The 22,245-nt window shown below is 55.2% G+C and carries 21 protein-coding genes and 2 tRNA genes; 12 read left to right on the plus strand and 11 right to left on the minus strand.

Annotated features, from left to right (window positions below):
* Positions 1–10 precede the first annotated feature (10 nt).
* The 10 genes from GPICK_RS08705 to GPICK_RS08750 form a co-directional block, all read right to left on the minus strand.
* Positions 11–1,204, minus strand: a complete 1,194-nt coding sequence (locus tag GPICK_RS08705) for an HD-GYP domain-containing protein (RefSeq protein WP_039742293.1) — start codon at positions 1,202–1,204, stop codon at positions 11–13.
* Between the two features lie 150 nt (positions 1,205–1,354).
* On the minus strand, positions 1,355–1,903 hold the full coding sequence (locus GPICK_RS08710) for a 2-oxoacid:acceptor oxidoreductase family protein (protein WP_039742295.1): 549 nt from the start codon (positions 1,901–1,903) through the stop codon (positions 1,355–1,357).
* 25 nt (positions 1,904–1,928) lie between these two features.
* Positions 1,929–2,747, minus strand: coding sequence for a 2-oxoacid:ferredoxin oxidoreductase subunit beta (locus tag GPICK_RS08715; RefSeq protein ID WP_039742297.1), 819 nt, complete (start codon positions 2,745–2,747; stop codon positions 1,929–1,931).
* Between the two features lie 2 nt (positions 2,748–2,749).
* Entirely contained in the window at positions 2,750–3,883 is a 1,134-nt protein-coding gene (locus GPICK_RS08720; protein ID WP_039742299.1) for a 2-oxoacid:acceptor oxidoreductase subunit alpha, read from the minus strand.
* Between the two features lie 24 nt (positions 3,884–3,907).
* A complete protein-coding gene (locus GPICK_RS08725) occupies positions 3,908–4,102 on the minus strand; it encodes a 4Fe-4S binding protein (RefSeq protein WP_039742300.1) in 195 nt (64 codons plus the stop codon).
* A 186-nt stretch (positions 4,103–4,288) separates the two neighbouring features.
* Entirely contained in the window at positions 4,289–5,242 is a 954-nt protein-coding gene (gene mdh / locus GPICK_RS08730; RefSeq protein WP_039742301.1) for a malate dehydrogenase, read from the minus strand.
* A 54-nt stretch (positions 5,243–5,296) separates the two neighbouring features.
* A complete protein-coding gene (locus GPICK_RS08735; protein WP_039742302.1) occupies positions 5,297–7,519 on the minus strand; it encodes an NADP-dependent isocitrate dehydrogenase in 2,223 nt (740 codons plus the stop codon).
* Between the two features lie 251 nt (positions 7,520–7,770).
* The gene (locus GPICK_RS08740; protein WP_039742305.1) at positions 7,771–8,451 is read right to left on the minus strand and encodes a LysM peptidoglycan-binding domain-containing protein; all 681 of its coding nucleotides are present in this window, start codon (positions 8,449–8,451) and stop codon (positions 7,771–7,773) included.
* Positions 8,452–8,471: 20 nt separating this feature from the next.
* Positions 8,472–10,256 carry an aspartate--tRNA ligase gene (aspS, locus tag GPICK_RS08745; protein WP_039742306.1) on the minus strand — a complete coding sequence of 595 codons (1,785 nt, stop codon included), beginning with the start codon at positions 10,254–10,256 and terminating at the stop codon, positions 8,472–8,474.
* A 151-nt stretch (positions 10,257–10,407) separates the two neighbouring features.
* Positions 10,408–10,483: transfer RNA gene (locus tag GPICK_RS08750), tRNA-Ala, on the minus strand.
* A 124-nt stretch (positions 10,484–10,607) separates the two neighbouring features.
* Between GPICK_RS08750 and GPICK_RS08755 the strand changes: the two genes are divergently transcribed.
* The 9 genes from GPICK_RS08755 (at position 10,608) to GPICK_RS08795 (ending at position 17,624) form a co-directional block, all read left to right on the plus strand.
* Positions 10,608–10,694, plus strand: a tRNA-Leu gene (locus tag GPICK_RS08755).
* 177 nt (positions 10,695–10,871) lie between these two features.
* The gene (locus tag GPICK_RS08760; RefSeq protein WP_039742308.1) at positions 10,872–12,113 is read left to right on the plus strand and encodes a tyrosine-type recombinase/integrase; all 1,242 of its coding nucleotides are present in this window, start codon (positions 10,872–10,874) and stop codon (positions 12,111–12,113) included.
* 555 nt (positions 12,114–12,668) lie between these two features.
* Positions 12,669–13,229: a recombinase family protein gene (locus tag GPICK_RS08765; protein WP_039742309.1), complete on the plus strand. Its 561-nt coding sequence runs from the start codon at positions 12,669–12,671 to the stop codon at positions 13,227–13,229.
* Positions 13,230–13,255: 26 nt separating this feature from the next.
* Positions 13,256–13,504, plus strand: coding sequence for a hypothetical protein (locus GPICK_RS08770; RefSeq protein ID WP_039742310.1), 249 nt, complete (start codon positions 13,256–13,258; stop codon positions 13,502–13,504).
* Between the two features lie 40 nt (positions 13,505–13,544).
* Complete coding sequence (locus tag GPICK_RS08775) at positions 13,545–13,733, plus strand: hypothetical protein (protein WP_039742311.1); 189 nt, start codon at positions 13,545–13,547, stop codon at positions 13,731–13,733.
* Positions 13,730–14,341, plus strand: coding sequence for a hypothetical protein (locus tag GPICK_RS08780; RefSeq protein ID WP_039742312.1), 612 nt, complete (start codon positions 13,730–13,732; stop codon positions 14,339–14,341). The genes GPICK_RS08775 and GPICK_RS08780 overlap by 4 nt, the downstream gene beginning before the upstream one ends.
* Before the next feature lie 82 nt (positions 14,342–14,423).
* The gene (locus tag GPICK_RS17005; protein ID WP_084201389.1) at positions 14,424–14,636 is read left to right on the plus strand and encodes a helix-turn-helix transcriptional regulator; all 213 of its coding nucleotides are present in this window, start codon (positions 14,424–14,426) and stop codon (positions 14,634–14,636) included.
* A 238-nt stretch (positions 14,637–14,874) separates the two neighbouring features.
* Entirely contained in the window at positions 14,875–17,328 is a 2,454-nt protein-coding gene (locus tag GPICK_RS08790) for a DUF3987 domain-containing protein (protein WP_052263367.1), read from the plus strand.
* Positions 17,325–17,624 carry a hypothetical protein gene (locus GPICK_RS08795; RefSeq protein WP_039742313.1) on the plus strand — a complete coding sequence of 100 codons (300 nt, stop codon included), beginning with the start codon at positions 17,325–17,327 and terminating at the stop codon, positions 17,622–17,624. Before GPICK_RS08790 ends, GPICK_RS08795 begins: the two co-directional genes overlap by 4 nt.
* 110 nt (positions 17,625–17,734) lie before the next feature.
* On the opposite strand, the gene GPICK_RS08800 is transcribed toward GPICK_RS08795, so the two are convergent.
* Positions 17,735–18,894, minus strand: a protein-coding gene (locus GPICK_RS08800; RefSeq protein ID WP_144400011.1) for an IS3 family transposase whose coding sequence is annotated in 2 segments (ribosomal slippage) — positions 17,735–18,633 and positions 18,633–18,894 — 1,161 coding nt in all. Because the reading frame shifts where the segments join, the coding sequence is not laid out codon by codon here.
* Between the two features lie 101 nt (positions 18,895–18,995).
* Here GPICK_RS08800 and GPICK_RS08810 point away from each other — a divergent pair.
* The 3 genes from GPICK_RS08810 to GPICK_RS08815 all read left to right on the plus strand — a co-directional run bounded on the left by GPICK_RS08810 (position 18,996) and on the right by GPICK_RS08815 (position 21,760).
* Positions 18,996–19,214, plus strand: coding sequence for a hypothetical protein (locus GPICK_RS08810; RefSeq protein ID WP_039742316.1), 219 nt, complete (start codon positions 18,996–18,998; stop codon positions 19,212–19,214).
* Between the two features lie 144 nt (positions 19,215–19,358).
* Positions 19,359–19,682: a hypothetical protein gene (locus tag GPICK_RS17825; protein WP_236685507.1), complete on the plus strand. Its 324-nt coding sequence runs from the start codon at positions 19,359–19,361 to the stop codon at positions 19,680–19,682.
* Positions 19,683–19,771: 89 nt separating this feature from the next.
* The gene (locus GPICK_RS08815; protein WP_039742319.1) at positions 19,772–21,760 is read left to right on the plus strand and encodes a hypothetical protein; all 1,989 of its coding nucleotides are present in this window, start codon (positions 19,772–19,774) and stop codon (positions 21,758–21,760) included.
* Positions 21,761–22,245 lie beyond the last annotated feature (485 nt).

A 22,245-nucleotide genomic window follows, 5' to 3' on the forward strand; every position in this document is an offset into this window, starting at 1 on the left:
TCAGTCAAAGTCAAAATGACCATTCTCGGGGCGGAGCAACAGCAACACTTTCGTAAATCGATTCGTACATGTGCTCAATTTCGAAGAAGGTTTTCAGGATGTCCGGATCAAAATGCCTCTTCGGTTCTATACGGTCATCCCCGCGGCGAAAAACCTCCAAAGCATCCCGATGGCTCAGAGGAGGTTTATAGCTGCGGCGGGATCTGAGCGCGTCATAGACGTCAGCAAGCTTCACTATCCGGCCAGCCAGAGGAATATCACCCCCCTTTAAACCATAGGGATACCCGCTTCCATCCCAGTTCTCATGGTGCGCAACGGCAACCTCACGGGCAACGCGTAAACGGGGTGAATCGCCTAGGATTTTCTCGCCGAACACCGGATGCAGCCTCATCAATCGCTCTTCATCCGCTGTGAGCCGACCGGGCTTTAGCAATATCTCGTTCGGCACCCGAATCTTGCCGACATCGTGCATTTGGGCGGAGTATGAAATCGTCTCAACAAAATCCGGTGACAAACCCAGATTGGCGGCAAGCGCCCCCGCATATCGATTGACCCGCACGATATGTTCGCCGGTAGCCTCTTCAGCCGCTTCACAGGCACGGGCGAGAGCCTCTATGGTGTACACGAACGCACTTTCGGTCTCCCGCACTTCGTTGGAGAGTGTGACAAGTGAACCGATGACAACTGCCAGGCTCATAAGCACGCCGGCATCGTACTCCGTAGCCTCACGAACGTAGTTAAATGCGAATATCGCACCCCGAGGCTCGCCGCTTATACGGCACGCAATGAAATTAGTAATGGGAGCGCCGACGAATTCCTTTACTTTGGGATGAAACAATGCCTGGTACGTGTCAATTGTTTCACTGGCTTCACTCCAGTTCGAAACAATAACGGCGTCACTCAGAGACGGGATAGCGTATACTGAAGACGGATCGATAAGAATATCTTCCGACCCCTCGATTATTTCACCCGATCTAAGATGAAAAACCCGTCCACGACACAAGCAACCCGGTTCTCCATTCATAGCAACAAAAATGCTCTGGGGACCACGCCGGCCCTTGCCTCCCAGAACCCGCCTGATGGCCTCGACGTATAACTCCTCACCCGTGAAACGCCTGCAGCAGAGACTTCTGAGCGTGGCGTCCGTAAGCTCAAGCAAGTCTCGAGTCTGCTGAAGGGACATCTTGCAAAGATCCAAACTCACAGCGCCCCTCCTCTCCAGTTCTCAATGGTGATTTGCATCATATTACGCGTCCTTTATACTCTATAACGTCACCTCAGGCAAGGAAGCATCCTTCAAAAGAAAAGGCCCGATGCGCGACACATCGGGCCTTCACAACAACAGATTATTGCCTTACTTCTTGGCAGCCATTGCCTTTTCGTATCCCATCTGGAACGCTTTCTTGTTCAGCTCAATGAAAGCCTCCGGAACACGAGCAAGAACGGCTTTTTCGGCACTTTCCTTAGAAACGACGCCAGTCAGTGCCACCATAGCTCCAAGAGCCACGATATTCGCGACAATCTCCCGCCCGACCTCATTCTTTGCCGTATTGATAATGGGGAAGGAAACTACATTATAATTGCCCGCGGGAAACTTTGTAACCAGATCTGAATCGATGAGGAGAACCCCTCCCTCTTTCAGATCGTGGCTATACTTGTCGCAAGCTTCCTGGGTGAGGGCAAGCAGTGCGTCAACAATCGTTGCCTTAGGGTAATCAATCGGGCCTTCAGAGATTACAACCTCGGACTTGGAGGCGCCGCCACGGGCTTCAGGACCATAGCTCTGGGACTGAACGGCCTGCTTCCCATCATAGATGGAGGCCGCCTCTGCCATGATGACACCCGCAAGGATCAGACCCTGGCCGCCGGCACCGGAAAATCTCAATTCATATCTTCCAGACATCTGTCTTTCTCCTTTAACGTTGAAGTTACTTCGCGGCCTGAGCCCGTTCTATGACCTTGGCATATTCCGCCGTGTACTCAGGTTTCTCGATCTTGTGCAGAACACCAGTCAGGATCTTGCCTTCAAGCTGCTCAGGAGTCATTTTCTCTGCAGCTTTAACCGGCACGGCAACTTCCTTGAGACGATTCATCATCTCAATGACCGAGCGATACTTGTTGCGCCGACCATAGGTGGTGGGGCAATCGTCAAGAATCTCAACCACAGAGAAGCCTTTGTGCTGGATCGCCTCAACGATGAGTTTGTCGATCTGGGTTGCGTGGTAGGCAGTGCCGCGGGCAACAAAGGTGGCACCGGCTCCGATCGCCAGCTTGGCAACATCAAACGCAGGATCGGGGTTTCCGTACGGAGTGGTGGATGCCTTGGCACCGGTGGGCGTACAGGGAGAGAACTGACCACCCGTCATGCCGTAGATATTGTTATTCATGATGATATACGTCATGTCGATGTTACGGCGGCAAGCATGAATGAAATGGTTGCCACCGATCGCCGTACCGTCACCGTCCCCGCCGACCAGAATCACATTCATTTCCGGCCGGGCCATCTTCACGCCGGTGGCGAATGCTGCAGCGCGACCATGGGCGGTGTGAAGCGTGCAGCAATCCATGTAACCAGGGAGACGCGACGCACAGCCAATACCGGAAACGATAGCCGTATTGTTCTTCTCAAGGCTAAGAGCATCAATTGCCCTGATGAGACCTTTCATGACAATTCCGTGACCACAGCCAGGGCACCAGATGTGCGGCAGCTTGCCAGGGCGGATGTACTTATCATAATCAAAAGCCATGGTTACTTGACCTCCTTCATCTTGCTCAGGATCTCATTGGGGTTGATTGGCTCTCCGTCCACACGGAAAATGCCGTGAACCGGGGCATTACCCTCGATGCATCCCTTAACAACGCCAGTGCACATACCGAGGTTCATCTCAGGGGTAATGAACGCCTTGACCTTCTTGGAAATCTCGAGAAGTCGCTCCTCGGGGAAAGGCCAGAAGGTGATCAGACGGAAAAGACCAGCCTTGATCCCTTGCTTCCGAGCTTCATTGACGGCAAAACGTGCCGAACGGGAAGTAGAACCGAAGGCAATAACAACGACCTCTGCGTCATCAACCATGTACTCTTCCCACTTCATGATGTCGGCTCTGTTCGCCTCGACCTTGCGGACCTGACGCTCCTCTTCGGCCTGAACAACGGCAGCCTTGGTGGTGGGGAAACCGTCAGCCATCTTATTGAGACCGGTCACGTGAAAACGGTAATCCGAGCCAAAAGACGCCAGAGGCGGAACGTCACCGAATTGCGTATCATACGGCTTGTACTGCTCGGGCGGAACCGTCGGCTTAGCACGATCAATCACCTCAAGCTCACCCGGCTCGGGGAACACAATGCGCTCGCGCATGTGACCGACGATCTCGTCAGGCATGACCATGACCGGAGTACGGTATTTCTCGGCAAGATTGAATGCCCGCACCGTCTCCTCGAAAAGCTCCTGCACGGAAGCAGGGACGAGACAAATGGCCGGATGATCGCCATGGGTACCCCATTTAGCACACATCACATCAGACTGAGACGGACCCGTCGGCATGCCGGTGGACGGACCACCACGCATGACGTTGACAATGACGCACGGCACCTCGGTAATGCAGGCATATCCTATGTTCTCCTGCTTCAAGGAAAGGCCCGGCCCTGAGGTTGCGGTAAGTGCCTTCTGGCCCGTCAGCGCACCTCCAATAACAGCCGCCATGGCACCGATCTCGTCCTCCATCTGGATGAACTTTCCGCCGACTTTGGGAAGCTCGACCGACATAACCTCGGCAACCTCAGTGGAAGGTGTTATCGGGTAACCGGCAAAAAATTTACAGCCGGCATAAAGAGCGCCATGCGCAGCCGCTTCGTTACCCTGCATAAATGCAACTTTCTTAGCCACGACATCTACCTCCTGAAGAATAAGTTAAGGTGTTACCTTGATCGCGAAATCCGGGCATCTCAGTTCACATTGCATGCACTTGATGCAAGCCTCAAGATTTTTAACGGAGGCAACGAAACCCTTCATCTCGAGTACTTTGGTGGGGCAAAATTCGACACAGATGTGGCAGCCCTTGCAGTACTTCTCGATGATCTCGATTGTTGGAAGCTTCTTTTCCATCTAGGTACGCTCCTTTACAGAATTGATGCCTAAGCGGCACAAAATTGTATACGTATATAGCATGTGGTGTATACAAAAACAATAGTGCATCTTGCTAGAAGCCCTGTAAAACGTGATTCAGGCTTAAATATGGCAAAAGAAGGGCCTAGAGCCCTTCTTTTGCCAAACATACTTCGCAAACTGGCACTACTTCAGACTGTCAACAAGCCCCTTAACGGCAGCAACCGACTTGTCCATCATCGCTTGCTCTTCCGCATCCAGCTTGAACTCGATGATATTCTCGACACCGTTCTCGCCAAGGACGGCCGGAACGCCGACATAGTACCCGCTCACGCCGAACTCGCCCTGGAGGTAGCAGCAGGTGGGCAGCACGCGCTTCTGGTCCTTGAGGATAGATTCAGCCATGGCAATGGCCGAAGAAGCCGGAGAGTAGAAGGCCGAACCGGTCTTGAGGAGGGCGACTACCTCGCCACCAGCACCGCGGGTCCGTTTGACCATAGCTTCCATGACTTCCTTGGCCTTCTCAGCGCTCTTGTACTTCTGCTCCAGCAACTCCATAACGGGGATACCGTTGACGCTGGCATAGCGGACGAGCGGCACCATGTCGTCGCCATGGCCGCCAAGCGTCATAGCCGTGACGTCCTTCACCGAAACGCCCAGTTCCCACGCAATAAAGCTGGCAAAGCGGGCGGAGTCGAGTACGCCAGCCTGACCAATAACGCGATTGTAGGGGAAGCCGGTAATCTTCTGGCAGAGGGTAACCATGGCATCCAGCGGATTGGAAATAATGATTACGTAGGAGTTGGGTGCGTACTGCTTGATCCCCTCGGCAACCTGGGTCATGATCTTGGAGTTGACCTCAATCAGGTCGTCGCGGCTCATCCCCGGCTTACGGGGAAGACCAGCAGTAACGATAACGACGTCAGCACCCTGAATATCTTCGTAGGTGTTGGTCCCCTTGAGATTAACGTCAAAACGGTCGACGGGGCCGACTTCGGCGATGTCAAGCATCTTGCCTTGGGGAAGACCTTCCACGATGTCGAACAACACCACATCACCCAACTCGCGCAGGGCGCAAAGTTGAGCAAGAACACCACCAATCTGACCACCACCGATAAGAGCAATCTTCTTACGTGCCATTTCTGTCTCCTCCTGTCTGTATTGTTTTCCTACCGTGTCGCCGTAAAATTGCAATCAAATTGCATCAATAATTGCATTCAGAGTTGCACTCGGGCGCATTGCCGTGGAAGTCTTGTCAAAATTCGGGTGATAGTAGCCACCCATGTCAACCGGCTTTCCTTGCGCGGCAAGCAGTTCTTCATTAATTTTGGACTCGTTCTCTTCCAACTGCTTGGCAATCTTCGCAAATTTAGCCTGCAGTTCACTGTTTTTGCTTTGCGCTGCCAGTGCCTGAGCCCAGTACATGGCAAGATAGAAGTGGCTGCCACGGTTATCGATCTGGCCGACCTTACGGGCAGGCGACTTGTTATTATCGAGGAACTTGGCAATGGCCTGATCCAGAGTTTCGGCCAGAAGCAGCGCCTTGTCGTTCTGGAACTGGGTACCGAGATGCTCCAGCGAGGCGGCGAGTGCAGAGAACTCACCAAGGGAGTCCCATCTCAGATAGCCCTCTTTTACAAACTGCTGAACATGCTTGGGGGCAGATCCACCAGCGCCGGTTTCGAACAACCCGCCACCTGCGAGCAGGGGGACGATGGAGAGCATTTTCGCACTGGTGCCAAGTTCAAGGATCGGGAAGAGGTCGGTTAGATAATCCCGCAGTACGTTACCGGTCACCGAGATCGTATCGAGCCCCTTGCGAATCCTTTCAAGGGAGTAGCGCATCGCCTCAACAGGCGGAAGAATCTTGATTTCCAGACCGGCAGTATCGTGATTCTTCAGATACTTCTCGACCTTGGCAATGATCTGGGCATCGTGGGCACGACTCTTATCAAGCCAGAAAACGGCATGGGCGCCGGTGGCCTTGGCACGGGCAACAGCGAGCTTGACCCAGTCCTGGATCGGAATATCCTTCACACGGGACATTCTCCAAATGTCGCCCTCCTCTACCTGCTGCTCCATAAGCACCTTACCGTCGGCAGTGACAACGCGAACGGACCCATCAACCGGAATCTCAAAAGTAGTGGGATGTGAGCCGTACTCTTCTGCCTTCTGGGCCATGAGACCGACGTTGGGGACTGAACCCATGGTGGCCGGATCAAAGGCACCAAACTTCTGGCAGTTTTCGATGATCTCCTTGTATATCGTTGCATAACAACGGTCCGGAATCATCGCCTTGGTGTCATGAAGCTGCCCGTCGGGACCCCACATCTTGCCACCATCGCGCACCACAACCGGCATTGAAGCATCGACAATAATATCGTTGGGAACGTGCAGGTTAGTGATTCCCTTATCGGAATCAACCATGGCAAGCTTCGGACGCTTGGCGTACACCGCCTGTATGTCTGCCTCAATCTCGGCACGCTTTGCTTCCGGCAACTCCTGAATCTTCTTGTAAAGATCGCCAAGACCCATGTTGGGATTGACGCCGAGCTCTTTAAAGGTTGCAGCGTGCTTTTCAAAGACGTCCTTATAGAAAACTGACACCGCATGACCGAACATGATCGGGTCGGAGACCTTCATCATAGTGGCCTTGAGGTGCAGGGAAAGCAGAAGCCCCTTGTTTTTAGCATCCTCGATCTGCTCTTCGTAGAACTTGCGCAGCGCCTTTTTGCTCATAAAGGTGCCATCAAGAACTTCACCCTTAACAGCCTTGAGCTTGTCTTTGAGAACAACCGCTTTACCGTCCTTGCCGACCAGCTCGATCTTGAATTCTACCGGCTCCTCGACCGTGACGGACTTCTCATTGCCGTAAAAATCGCCGCCACTCATGTGAGAAACATGAGCCTTGGAGTCCGAGGCCCATGCAGCCAACTTATGGGGATGCTTTTTGGAAAAATTCTTGACCGACAGAGGCGCACGGCGATCCGAGTTCCCTTCGCGCAGAACGGGGTTCACAGCACTTCCCAGCACCTTGGCGTAGCGATCCTTGATTTCCTTCTCAGCATCAGTCTTGGCATCCTCAGGATAATCGGGGACCTTGTACCCTTGCCCCTGCAACTCCTTAATAGCCTCTTTAAGCTGGGGAATTGAGGCACTGATATTCGGAAGCTTGATAATATTCGCTTCGGGGTTGAGAGTTAACTCGCCCAACTGGGTCAGATAATCAGCAATCCTCTGACCTTCAGCAAGGGACTCGGGGAAGTTGGCAAGTATTCTGCCAGCAAGCGAGATGTCCCGGGTCTCCACTTCCACACCGGTCCCCTTGGTGAACGCCTGCACAATGGGAAGCAAAGAGTACGTTGCCAGAGCAGGCGCTTCATCGATTTCTGTCCAGATAATCTTGTGTGTTGCCATGTTCTCTCCTTAGCGTAGTTTTGGTATCGGCATCAGAGCCATGACCCTTGCCTCCCCACAGCTTTACACTGAGGGAAGGCGAAAACCATCACATTAATTGTGGCCAACATACACCAAATTTTGTGTGTATACAGTATACAAAAGGTTTTTTAGTGTCAAGCAAAAACCTATTTTGCTTACAACTTAAGGTCGAGCAGTGAAAACGCAAAAAAGCCGGGAATTACCCGGCTTTTTTGCCATTAAACACTGGATTAAGGAAGGATACGCTCTTGAGCGTAGCGCCGCGCCTCGGCAAGATCCTCCCGCGTAAGATTGCGTGGTATTCTCAAAACCTGACCAGGCCATATACGACGCGGATCCCTTATCTGATCACGGTTTGCACGATACAACAGAGGCCAGAGGGACACGTCGCCATAGACATCGGATTGCGCCGCAATCTGGGGCAAGGTTTCACCTCTCTTGACGGTATGATATTGTGCCAACTGGCGAGGCTCCTTTTCCCTTGCCACGGCAGACTTTTCCGGAATTTTTCGCGCCTCGCGCTCCCGGATGTCCCGCTCAACCTCCAACTTCCTTTTTAATTCCTGGAGAGCCTGCTGGCGCTCGGTCTCACGCTGCTTTTCTTCAGCTTCCTGCCGAATGGCATCTTGCCGCTTTCTCTCCTCATCCATCATCTGGGTGATGAGATCGGACTTGCCCAAGGCCAGCAGATAGTATCGATCAGCCTCCTCACCCTCCCCCTTCAGCATCAACCTGTCGCCACGAGTAAGAGCTTCAACAAGACTTGCATATTCTTGGGGAAACAGTCCCTCCGCGCCCCGACCCTTGACCGCATACGACCGAGTAAGGGCCTCAACCCTGTAGCGCGGGAGATCTGAGGCACAGCCGAAAACAAGAGCGACCGCTGCGATAACCGCAAATTGCTTCAACACGCTCGATTACCAGTACCAACCTATTGCTTGACCGTCACCTTGAGCGCCAATTCACGGAGTTGCCTTGAATCAACCGCCGACGGAGCTTCGGACATGAGGCAGGCACCTTTCTGTGTTTTGGGAAATGCAATAACGTCGCGAATTGAGTCGCTTCCGGTGAGAAGCATTATGAGGCGATCCATTCCGAACGCGATCCCTCCATGGGGAGGAGTGCCACATTCAAGGGCATCCAGGAGGAAACCGAACTTAGCACGGGCTTCTTCTTCCGCAAGTCCAAGCATTCTGAACATGAGAGACTGAACATGCTGCTGATGAATCCTGATACTCCCCCCGCCAATTTCGTTTCCGTTCAGAACAAGATCATAGGCCTTCGCGCGGCAGCTGCCGGGATCCGATTCGACTTTCTCCACATCCTCATCCATCGGAGCAGTGAACGGATGATGCACGGCCGCCCAGCGTTTTTCGTCGTCATCCCACTCAAGAAGCGGAAAATCGGTGATCCAGACAAACTTGAACGTATCCTTGTCGGTCAGACCGAGCAAAGCGGCAAGATGGTTGCGCAGCTTTCCGAGCGAATCGTTGACTACCTTCGGTTTGTCAGCAACGAAGAGCAAAAGGTCACCCTCTTCGGCGCCAAAGGCGGTGTTCATGGCGGCAATCTCCTCGGGCATGAAGAATTTGGCGATGGGGGAATGCCACTCTCCACCCTCAATCTTCACATAAGCAAGCCCTTTGGCACCGTATATCTTGGCAAATTCAGTGAGATCATCGATTTCCTTGCGAGAGAACCTGGCGCATCCCTTGGCGTTAAGTCCCTTGATAATCCCTCCGCCCGCAGCCACATCGGCAAAGACCTTGAAACCGGCCCCCTTGACAACGTCGGTCAACTCCACAAGCTCCAACCCGAAACGGACATCGGGGTTGTCAACACCATAACGACGGATGGCCTCGGCATAGGTCATACGGGGAATCGGGAGCGACACGTCAACACCTCGGGCTTCTTTGAAAACGCGGGCGATGAGTCCTTCCATCACCGAAATGATATCCTCGCGATCGATAAAGGACATTTCGCAATCGATCTGCGTGAACTCCGGTTGACGGTCGGCTCGCAGATCCTCATCACGGAAACAGCGGACAATCTGGAAATAACGATCAAATCCCGAAATCATCAGTATTTGTTTGAAAATTTGAGGGGACTGGGGCAAGGCGTAGAAGTTGCCCTGATTGATACGAGAAGGGACGAGGAAATCACGGGCCCCTTCAGGCGTTGATTTAGTCAGGAATGGCGTTTCAATTTCCAGAAATCCGTTATCAGTCAGATATTGGCGGGTAACCTGGGCAACCTTGGACCGCAGGATCATGTTCTGCTGCAAAACCGGACGACGCAGATCGAGATAGCGATATTTCAGCCGCAGATTTTCGGCGACATCGACATAGTCATCAAGGGTGAAGGGAAGCGCCTTTGAACGGTTAAGGATTTTGCACTCAGTGACGAGCACTTCCACTTCTCCCGTCTGCATGTTCGGGTTTACCGTCCCTTCGGGACGGGGAATCACCTCGCCTTTTATGGCGACGACATATTCATTGCGTATTGCTTCCGCTTTCTGGTGAGCATCGGCATTCCTGGCAGGGTCGAAGACAATCTGCGCGAGCCCCTCACGATCGCGAAGATCGACAAAGATCAACCCGCCATGGTCCCTGCGCCGCAGGACCCATCCCATCAGGGCCACTTCCTTGCCGACATCGGCCTTCGTGATTTTGCCGCAGTAATGACTCCGTTTCCAGCCGCCAAGAATATCGCTCATCGATCACTCCTCCTCGCAACGTCGCTTAAATCGTGTGAGTATACTTAATACCATGCCATTCTTCAAGGCCATTTGCTCATATGCCACCCAGGCCCCCTGCGGCATCAAAACGCAAAAAGGGGCTGGCCTTACGGCCAACCCCTCTTGTTTCTGGTGGAGCTGATCAGGATCGAACTGACGACCTCTTGAATGCCATTCAAGCGCTCTCCCAACTGAGCTACAGCCCCATTCAAAGAGACTTGGTTTATACCAAACGGTCACTGTCGTGTCAACACATTTTTCTCGAAAAAAGTATCGAGCTTTTCTCCTTGACGCTGCAGAATTCTTCCTATTATAATCCCAGAACTTTTCGCCGGGGTGGTGAAATTGGTAGACACAGCAGACTCAAAATCTGCCGCTCGCAAGGGCATGTCGGTTCGAGTCCGACCCTCGGCACCATTACATAATCCAACAAGGTTCAAGATAGCCCACAAGGCCCCGAGAAATCGGGGCTTTTTCTTTATCCGTTGTCCGGCAACGTCTAACGCGGTATACTGAAATCCGGCTTTTTTGACGGTATTCATGACGGGATACCGTCAACAGTCAAGAGCGGATACCGTCAAAAGGGGGACGCCAATGCCAAAACGGATTCAGCCGTTGTCAGACGTTCAGGTAAGGACCGCCAAACCGAAGGACAAGGACTACAAACTGGCAGACGGCGGGGGGCTTTATCTCCTCGTCACCGTGACCGGCGGGAAACTCTGGCGGTGTGATTATCGCTACGGCGACAAACGGAAAACAGTTGCCTTTGGTGCTTACCCGGCCGTCACGCTTGCTGATGCGCGGCAGCGCCGGGAGGATGCAAAGAAGCTCCTCGCCAACGCTGTTGATCCTGGCGACGTGAAGAAGGCGCAGAAGGCCGCACTGGGGGAGCAGACGGCAAACAGCTTTGAAGTGGTAGCGCGGGAGTGGCATGGGAAGTATGCAAAAACGTGGTCTTCCGTCCATGCTGAGACAATCTTGCAACGGCTCGAAAAAGAGGTGTTCCCCTGGCTTGGCAAGGTTGACGTTGGAGAGATCAAGGCCCCTGCCCTGCTGGCGATCCTTCGACGGATGGAGGAACGGGGGGCGCTCGATACAGCACACCGGGTACGGAACCATTGCAGCAATGTCTTTCGGTATGCTATCGCCACCGGCCGCGCCGAACGTGACCCGTCGGCAGACCTGCGGGGCGCACTCCCCCCAGTAAAGAACGGACACCACGCGGCCCCCACTGACCCGAAACAGATTGCCCCCCTACTCCGGACCATGGACACCTTTCAAGGCTCATTCGTGGTCAAGTGTGCTCTTCTCCTCTCCCCTCTCCTCTTCGTTCGTCCGGGGGAACTCCGGCACGCGGAATGGTCAGAGATAGACCTTGACGCGGCAGAATGGAACATCCCCGGCGAAAAGATGAAGATGAAACTACCCCACCTTGTCCCCCTCCCCTCTCAGGCCGTGGAGATCCTGCGGGAACTCCAGGCCCTCACCGGACGGGGGCGCTATGTTTTCCCCTGCAATCGCTCGGCTCTTCGCCCCATGTCCGATAACACCATAAATGCAGCCCTTCGTCGCCTGGGATACGAGCGGACGGAGATCGTCGCCCATGGGTTCAGGGCAATGGCGCGCACCGTCCTTGATGAAGTCCTTGGATACCGACCCGATATCATAGAGCTGCAACTTGCCCACGCCGTCAAAGACCCCCTTGGCCGTGCCTACAACCGGACCACCCACCTTGTCGAGCGTAAGCAGATGATGCAGACATGGGCCGACTACCTGGACGGCCTCAAGACAGGGGCAAAGGTGCTGCCGTTCAAGAAGTCTAAGGGAAAGTCGTAAACAGCCGTCGTTTCTACTCCTGGCGTATATTATAGGTTACATTATATATATAATTGAATGTTTTTTGCTAATATTTTTATCAAAGGGCAAAAGGATTAGATGATAGTCCCGCGCACCCTGTTTCATACGCCCTTGTAGGTGGCATAAAAGGTATAAAAGGTTCAAAAGCCTACCAGTGCGGGTTTTCGCGTGATGCGCCGATGGTATAAAAGGTTCAAAAGGCCATGGGCCCGGTGTTGTGTCTGGCGGTAGAACTCTGCTGAATCTCCTCCAGGTTGGGCCGGTTCTTCTTGCATATCCCCGATGGTATAAAAGGCATAGAAGGTTCAAAAGGCCATGGGCGCGCCTCTATAGGTCTACGCTTTGGATTGCCCGGTCACGGCCAGCACTCCAGGGGGCGACGGATAAGAAACGATTACTGTCAATAGGCCATGCCATAGTGATAGACAAAGAAACCCCGAAAAAAGTCTATCACATAAGTTGACAAGTGATATTTGATAGGTTATTATCAAAACATCTTTGACGTATATGATAGCAACAAAGGGGGGGGCGGTCATGGCTATGGTTGGTTACGCAAGGGTGAGTACGGTTGAGCAGAATTTGACGGCGCAACTCGAACAACTCCAGGCGGCCGGGTGTGAGAAGGTGTATCAAGAGAAGGCTTCGGGGGCCAAGGATGACCGGCCGGAGCTGTCGGCTATGCTGGATTACGTCCGGGAGAACGACACGGTTATCTGCTGCAAGTTGGACCGGATAGCGCGGAGCACGAAACACCTTCTTGAAGTCGTGGAGACCTTGGAGAAAAAGAAAGTTTCGTTCAAGGTGTTGAATATCAACCTGGACACCGGCACGCCCACGGGGAAGCTGATGTTGTCCATGCTGGCGGCAATCGGACAGTTTGAACGGGAGATGATGCTGGAACGCCAGCGGGAGGGCATACGGATTGCCAAGGAAGCCGGAGCCTACAAGGGGCGCAAGGCAACGGCGCGGGCGAAGTCTGCCGAGGTAATGCAGTTGATTGGCGAAGGGCTGACGCGGGAAGAAGTGGCGAAGCGTCTGGGAATCGGTATTGCGTCGGTTTATCGGATCGTGAAGGACAACAAGGCGGCGAACTGAGGCCGCGAAATCTAAGGGGGGCTGTCATGCCGTGCAATGAGCAGGTTCAAAAACTGGCAAGGGGGAATGAAATGATGATGAATGGTGACCGTCTGGAGGAGATTCTGGAAAAGCAGCGCGTCCTTGGTCTGGCGATCAGTGGGCTTTTTGACGCTGCCCTGCTGCCGGCCGAGTATATGGGGCTGGTGAAGCTGGCGAACGAAGTGGCCGACTCGCTGCAACAAGTGATCGAAGTCAACGACCAACCGGCCGTGGAATTGGCGCTGGCGGTCTAAAAAGGTAGCAGGGTACGGCACGGCCGAGAAGGGGGGCACAATGCTTGTTCTTCGTGATGAGGATATTCAGGCGATTGCTGAGGCCGTGGTGGTTAAGCTCAGGCCGTTGCTGTTCCCTGAGTATCGTGGTGAACCGGTTGAGGCAGAGATTGCCAGGGTAAGGGCGTCAGGTCAAGACCCGACGGCCTATCTGAAAGAAAGAGCGAAGCACGGGAAGAAACGTAGGTGAAAGGATTTCGCGGGATAGTCCGTCCAGACGACAAGCCGCCTTTCCTGGGGCGGTTTCCCGCGATCATTTACCAGGGCGCTACAGGGGGCGTATTGATGAAGTCAGTATTTTCAAAGGAAATCGAGGCCGCCATGGAGGTGGACAGGACAAGCAAGAGCCGCAAGTTTCCACGTATAAAAGCTATTGCTCTGGCAATCCGTAAAGATGTTCATTTTGATGCCCTTTCTCGGGAGGATTGGCTGTTACTCGCTGATTTCCTGGACGGGAAGCACCGGGGGGACCGGGGGCATACGACCGGGGAAGCCCAACAACGTGAAGACGATATAGGGCGCGTTGAATTGCTGAGATCATTTATTGATAGAGGAGTCGAAGAGACGGAAGCGTTTGAACGGTTGGCGGAACGCGAGAGGATAGATATCAGCAGTGCGCGAAAGGCGGTGAAACGTGGCCTTGTGTATATGGCGGAGGATGTTGATGCTTTACGCAAGGAGGCTGAACGCATAGAGCGGTGGTGTAAGATGATGGAGGAAGACGAAGAGAAAAACTATACCCCCTTGACGGCCCTGATAAAGTCCCGGCCGCCGGGCACTATTGGCAAGGAGGAATAAACCCCCGGCATTTCGTGCCGTGACTTCTTTGGTTGTTGGTTGATATAGACAGACCAAACCAGACCCAAAGGAGTCAACTGCAATGAAACCAAACGTTACCCCTTCTGTCCCCCTCCCTGAGACCGGATTCCTTCGGCTCTCGCAAATTATCCCCTCTATTTTCCCCATTTCAAGAGCCGCGTGGTACCAAGGGGTTAAGGAAGGCCGCTATCCGTCCCCGGTCCGCCTGTCGGCACGGTGTGCCGGTTATCGTGTTGAGGATATCCGGGCGCTCATTGCTCGTCTGGCGGCTTAGGTCTTGGCTTGTCCCGATTTCGTTCACCGTCGTGACGACGGAGAGAGGGAACCAGTATGAACGTCCTGCCTGTAACGGCCATTCAGAGCCGTATCAATGAAGAGCACCAACGAGAAAATCTATTGAGAGCCCTGCCGGGGCACGGATTCAGGATTATGCGTATCCGGACCCGCCGGGGAAAGTTTGTCCGGTACATGGAAATGAACTATCCCGACGCCACCAAATGAGGCTGCCCCACATGAGTCATATTGAAGCCTTCAGTTCAGCAATGCGCGCCGCCGGTATCGAGCCCCCGCCGGGGATCGTGGCCGATGGCAAGTTGCGGCGATTTACCGTTCCAGGAGACAAGGCGAAGAGTGAAAACGGTTTCTACGTGCTCCATGCCGATGAACCGATAGCCGGGCGTTTCGGAAGCTGGAAACACGGGATTGATGAAAAGTGGTGTTTCAAGACCGGCGGAACCATGAGCCCCGGGGAAAAGGCCCGACTTGCAGCAAGGATGGCCGAGGCGCGCCGGCAACGGGACGAAGAGCAAAAGCGGCTTCATGCCGAGTGCCGGGCATGGTGTGCCGATGCCTGGGAGAAGGCAAAGGACGCCACCAACAGTAACCCCTATTTGCAACGGAAGGGTGTGAACTCCTACGGACTCAAGTCCTTCAAGGATTCTCTACTTGTGCCGGTCAGGGACACCAGCGGCACCCTGCATGGTCTGCAATTCATCTCCCCTGACGGCTCCAAAAAATACAAGACCGGCACCAACAAGCACGGCCATTTCTTCACAATTGGCAAGGCGAAGGGTGACACGGTGGTGATTGCCGAGGGGTACGCCACGGCCGCAAGTATCCACCAGGCTACCGGCCTTTGTGTCCTGGCGGCCTTCGATGCTGGCAATCTGAAAGCGGTTGCCGAGGTGGTACGGGCGAAGCGGCCGGGGGTCAAGATCATTGTTGCGGCCGACGATGACCAGTTTTCAGAGGGAAACCCTGGAGTAACCAAGGCCACGGACGCCGCGCGGGCCGTTGGTGGGTTCCTGGCCGTGCCGGTATTCCAAGACACAAGCGACAAGCCCACGGACATGAACGACCTTTACCGTCTGGAAGGCTTGGACAGAGTGCGGGAGATCATCGAGGGGGCCGCGCCAGTCGCCGCGGTTGACCTTCCGGCCGGCACGCCGAAAGCCGAAGAAGGGGAAGAACCCACGCCGCAAGTGGACGAAGAAGCGGCCGGCGGATGGTTGGAGCCCCTTCACTTCTGCACTGTGGAAACGCCGAAAATCGGGGCGGCCCTGCTGCCGGTCTGGTTGGGTGACTATACGAAGGCCGTGGCCGATTCGACACAGACCCCGCCAGGCCTGTCGGTAATGTTTGCCCTGGCTACCGTCGCGGCTTGCCTTCAGCGGCGTTTCGAGGTTTCCCCCTATGGTGATGACTACGCGGAGCCGGTAAGCCTCTGGACAGTCACGGCGCTTGATCCTGGCAACCGCAAGACGGCCGTCCGCAATGCCTTTACCGGCGTGCTGTCCGATTGGGAACGAGACGAGCTGCACCGGATGGGGTCGGAGATAAAGAAGATCAAGCACCGCCGGGACGTTGCCATGAAAACCATTGACCAGCTCAAGGCGAAGGCCGCGAAGCAGGCAGAGAGTGCCGGGTGTGGCGAGATTTTCAGGCTTATTGACCAGACAGAAAACGAGATGCCCGATGAACTGATAGCGCCGCGGCTCTGGACCGATGACATAACGCCGGAACGGTTGCAGGCCCTGCTTATGGAGCACGGAGAGCGCATGGCGCTTCTCTCGGACGAGGGGGGGATTTTCGAGGTTATGGCAGGGCTCTACAGTAGCGGCCGGGCAAACCTTAACGTGTTCCTCCAGGGTCACGCCGGGGCGGCCGTCCGGGTGGATCGTCAAGGACGGAGCGTCACGTTGCAGCGGCCGGCCCTGACCTTCGGCCTTACGGTCCAGCCTGACGTCATAAGTCAGCTTGCACAGGGCAACAAAGCGCGTTTCAGGGGTAACGGTACCCTTGCCCGGTTCCTGTACTGTCTGCCGAAGAGTACCATCGGGAAACGCGACGTTACAAAACGCGCGCCGGTCCCGGAATCGGTCAGGGCTGCCTATATTGCGGGGATCAAGGGGCTATTCGCCATAAGTCCGAAACAGGATGAAAAGGGGCGGGAGTGCCCCCGGATTCTCACCCTTGCCGGTGACGCACTTCCGGCGTGGCAAGCGTTTTCCCAATATATCGAAGACAACCAGGGGCCGAACGGGGAGTTTTTCCACTTCCAGGACTGGACCAGCAAGCTGCCCGGCGCGGCGTTGCGGGTCGCGGGGCTCCTCCATGTGGTCGAGCACGGCGCGGAGGTGTCAGCAATCGGCATGGGTACCATGGAACGGGCGCTGAACCTCTGTGAACTACTGATAGTCCACGCACGGGCGGCCTTTGACCTCATGGCGGATGATGAAAGCCTTGACGATGCAAAGGCGGTGCTGGCCTGGATCAAGGCGAAGGGCCAGGGTGAATTCCGGAAAAACGACGTGTACAAGGAGAATCGACGGTTCCGGACGGGTGGGCGCCTTGACAAGGCCCTGACGATCCTGACGGAGCGGAACATGATAAGCGAACCGTGCAAGCGGAAAACCAGCGGCCGGCCGCTGGTCCTGTATGCCGTGAATCCGGAGTTGTTGAAATGATGGAGTGGCGCCGGTACCTGGAGAAGGATAGACAGGCAACGGCCTGGAGCGCGGCGGAGGGATCGTTCGACGCCAGCTGCGCGACTGCCGAGATTGAAAGGCTCGTCAAAGAGGTCTCGGCGTTCCGGGTGCCGGGTGGATGGGACGAAGTGAAGACCAGACAAGCCGAAGAGTGGCGACAATTACAGGCTGCAATGGCTGCAATGGATACCGCCTTTACCCGGCGGGATGTTGTGGGAGTAAGTGAAGCGATAGCCGAGGCCCGGCGGGTGTTGCAGTGGATTCGCCGTGCTTGATATCGGGAGCGTTGCAAAGCGCCGTCCGAGTGACGGGAAAGGTAGAGGAGAGGTGGTCCCAGTTTGTAGGACAGGTTGGCGGCGGGAATAAGGTGGATTGCCGGTTGTAGTCATGCCGCCAGTGAGAGAATACGGCCGGCGTAGCCAGGCCGGGGTTTTTGCCAATATGCCTCATGCGGCGTCCGGTCGTCTAGTTTCGAGTGCGGGCGGCGCATGTTGTAGAAATTGATCCAGCGGCTCAAACCTTGACGAACCTCGCTGCCGGTCTCGAAGGCGTGCAGGTAGATGCACTCGTATTTCAGAGAACGCCATAGCCGCTCGATCATGACGTTGTCCCGCCAGCGCCCCTTGCCGTCCATCGAAATGCGGATCTCAGCGTCCTTGAGGACCTTGGTGAACGCATCGCTGGTGAACTGGCTCCCTTGGTCGGTGTTGAAGATCTCGGGTTTGCCGAAGCGAGCCAGGGCGTCTTCGAGCGCGGCAACGCAGAAATCGGCGTCCATGGTGTTGGAAAGCCGCCATGACAGGACCTTGCGACTGGCCCAATCCATGATCGCCGCCAGGTAGAGGAAACCTCGCCTCAGCGGAATATAGCTGATATCGGCGCACCAGACCTGGTTTGGCCGGTCGATGGTCACGCCACGCAGCAGGTAAGGATAGACCCTGTGCTGCGGATGCGGCTTCGACGTGTTCGGCTTCTGGTAGATAGCCGATAGTCCCATCAACTGCATCAGCCGACCGATGCGCTTGCGATTGACGGCATGACCCTCCCGGCGCAAGTGCCGGGTCATCTGTCGGGTGCCATACCACGGTGTTTCGAGATGCTGCTCGTCGATCAGGCGCATCAGTTCCAGGTTCTGTGGGCTTTCGCCCACTGGCTGGTAATAGTAGGCCGATCGTTTGATCGAGAGCAGTTCACACTGCCGGGCAATACTGAGTCGGTCATGGTCGGGTTCGACCAGGGCCTTCCTTCGGGTTGTACTCAGCGACAGCGACCGAAGGCTTTGGCCAAAAAATCCCGCTCCACGGTGAGTTGTCCGATCTTGGCGTGCAGGTCCTTGATCTGATCGTCATTCGCCTTATTGCTGTGCTCGGCGGCTCCGGAAAACACCGCTGCCATGTTCTCGATGGCCTGCCGTTTCCAGTTGGTGATCATATTGGGATGCACTTCATAGCGGGCGGCCAGATCGCTCAGGGTCTGCTCGCCCCGGATCGCTTCCAGGGCAACCTTGGCCTTGAACTCGGCGGAAAAACGACGACGGCTCTTCATGGGTGATCCTCCTTCAACAGGGTAAGGCTGTCCACCTTAACACACTGTCCGATTTTCGGGGACCACCTCTAGGCATGGCTGTAACGCAAGGGGAAAACACAATGATTCACGGCCACCAGGACGAAGACCCGATCCCCGCTGATATTTTCCACGGCCTGCTCATGGGCCAGACGTTCAAAGCCCGCCAGGCCGAAGACTGGCAACGGCTACAGAAGGCGTTTGCGGACGCTGATAATGCTTTATGGCGGGGGGACATTGCAGGGATGCGGGACGCGTTCGCCGAGGAGCGACGCGCATTGATGGGATTCAGGTTTTCCTGATCCTGGGGGTCGATCGACCGCGCGCCGTCTGGACGGCGGAAAGGGGGCAGGTGTTTGTTTCAATGGTTGTAAAGAGGTAACAGCGACACTTAATCGAATCTTGGAAACAAGGGAGGTAACAAAACAATGGCTCTTTGGAATAGCATGCTTGTACGGATGATGATGTCACCTGACAAGGATAAGGACAAAAAAACCGAGGATAACCCCTCATGGTATGACCGGGTGAAGAGCAACAATAACGGCCAGTCCCCTTTCTCGTTGTTGTCAGGGGACAATGGGGCGGGATCATCCATAGGCGGTAATCAATTTGTCGGTTCTCTTCTCCAGGGTGGAGACCGGCCGCAGTTTGATACAAACAGTTTCGGGCAGGGCTTCTTTGGAAATTCCAACTTTTTCGGCAGTCAAGACAACTCAAGCGTCCCGTTGTCTGCATTGATTGGGCGCTCACGAAAGCCAACACTGTTGTGACGTGTTGTGTTGATAGAGGCGGCCGCTTTTGCCGCCTCTTCCTTTGCTTGGCATAACCGCCGTCTGAGTGACGGGAAAAGGGGTGATGTATGGCAGTTCCGCAAGAAGTTATAGACAAGATTCAGAGTTACCGGAATGAGGGGTACAGCTCTGATGAGATCGTGCAAGGGATCATTCAGAGTACAAATTACAAGGATGTGGCCCGCAAGGCCAACTCCTACCGGAAGGCGGGATACAGCGCCGACGAGATTATCAGCGGGATCCAGGCTTCTGGCGCACAGGGGGGGACTGAGGCGCCCAAAGGGTACAAGGTCGTCATTCCCAACGGAGCCGAGGAATCGGCCGCCGAGGCCATGTATAACGCGCCTGGCGAGCTCAGTGTTGACAACCTCAAGGCTATCATAGAAGAAAAGCGCGGCCCCCTCCAACTTGACCCGGCCGAAGTTGACGCAATGCAGATGAAGTTCATAAATGATGAAATGTCGTTGAGTGACGATAGTTCTCGGTATGGGACTGCTCGTGACGTCATGGGGATCAGCGGAACGGCTCCGATGAGGGATCATACTGCGACGGCAGCAATCGAGGCGGGAAAGAGGCTAGTTCGGCCGGTATTCAAGACGGCCGGGGCGGTTGCCGGAGCCGCAGTGACCGGGGGTCCGGCCGGAGCCGTGGCGGGGTATGCCATGGGTGACGAGGTGGCAAACCTCATAACGGGAGAGGCCCCGGCAAGCGTCCCAACGGCTCCGGCTGAGGATGTGGCGGATTTTGCAACGCGGGTTCTTCCTGAGAGTGTCGACAAGAATCTTGTCGGGATGGGGAAGGCTCCGGCCATGCTGGCGACAGAAGTTGTGAAGCGGACGGCAGGCGGTCAAAACCCCCTTGAGGCTGTGGCCGGTACGGCAAGGGATGCCATGACGGGAATGGGGGATAAAGTCGGGCGGGTTATGGGTTTCCATGGCATTGACGCCATGGGAGAAGAGCTTACCGCAGACCCGGCTTTTGCAGCCTCTGTGCTGGTGCCGGGAGCAGTGGCAGGGGCGAAGGGGCTGAAGGTTGTTGGGAGGACTGCGGGGGAGATTGGCGCGGGATTGCTTGGGACCACGACGGGAACCGGCGGCGCGGCGATAAGACAGGCTGCGAAGGGGAACCCCGTGTTTCGTCAGACCATGAGGGCCGCGGCGAATGCTCCGGAAGCGGTGGGCGCGGAGATCGTGGACCGGGCAAAGAGCGCCCTCCAGAAGCTCCGTGATGATCGGGGGACGGCATACCGCGCCAAGCTTGCCGAGATTGCTGGGGACATGTCACGGCTTGACCTGTCGCCGGTTATGCGGGAGTGGGAAAGGGTACAATCAAGGTTCGGGGTTAGAAAGGACGCCGCAGGGAATCTTGACCTTTCGCGGTCGACCCTTGGGAGAAAGGAGCTCTCCGACGTCCAAGAGATTTCCGACTTGCTGAACGGATGGGGACGGGAATCGGGTGACTTGACTCCAGCGGGCCTCGATCTTTTGAAACGCAAGCTGGACAACCTCTATACGGAATCGAAGGACAGCCGGGCGATTGTGGCGGGGCTCCGTTCGACCGTGAAGAAGACTATCGTTGACGCGGTGCCGGAGTATTCCAACATGGTGAAGGGGTACGAAGAAGCGACGGGGCTTATCAATGAGCTTGAACGGTCGTTGGCCCTGGGAAAGAAACCCGCCATGGATACCACGTTGCGCCGCCTGACCCAAACCATGAAGGACAATCAGCAGTTCAAGTGGGATCTTCTGACAAGACTAGAAGGCAAAAGCGGTGAAGAACTGGCGGACATGATAGCAGGTTACACCTTGGCCCCCTGGGCTCCTCAAGGGGGCTTTGGCAAGGCCACGACTTTGGGCGCTGCGGGAGGTGTGGCAACTCACGTTCTCACCCCGCCTTATCTGGCGATGCTTGCTTTAAGTTCCCCGCGTGTGGTTGGTGAATCTCTTTCACGCCTGGGGGCAACGTCGCGGGTTGTGGGAGAGGTGTGGCGGAAATTGCCGAAGATCAGGCGGGCCGTGTTGTCCGGGAGCGCTCCTAACATGGTGAACCGGCAATGATCTTTGGGGAAGGAACAAAAAGCCGCTGCCTCTTGAGGGTAGCGGCTTTTTCATGTTTCACAGTGGTAGGCCGCAACACCGCTCCCGTAAGCTTTTGAACCTTCTATGCCTTTTGTAAGGGTGAGAACAGAGAGAGGGAATATGTCACACCAGAAGCGAATCTACACACCCCGCAAATCCGCGCCCATGGCCTTTTGAGCCTTTTATACCACTTTCATTCCACTTTTATTCCACCGTAAACCCGCACTGGTAGGCTTTTGAACCTTTTATACCTTTTATGCCAAGGGGGGAGAGTGTAAATAGAATGTGCAAAGAGGGAACCGCCGGACCAGAAAAACAAGGAGGATCGAAGAGCCAAGGGCTGTTCACCTGGCGGTGCTGTTTGGTGGCGGCCGTACGGTTTTACGTTGGTTAACCATATTGGTTAACCTGGCTAACAATTCTGGTTAACAAGGCCAGTCAAGGTGAAGGCGTGACACCATGGC

The organism is Geobacter pickeringii, from assembly GCF_000817955.1.
GTDB classification, from domain to species: domain Bacteria; phylum Desulfobacterota; class Desulfuromonadia; order Geobacterales; family Geobacteraceae; genus Geobacter; species Geobacter pickeringii.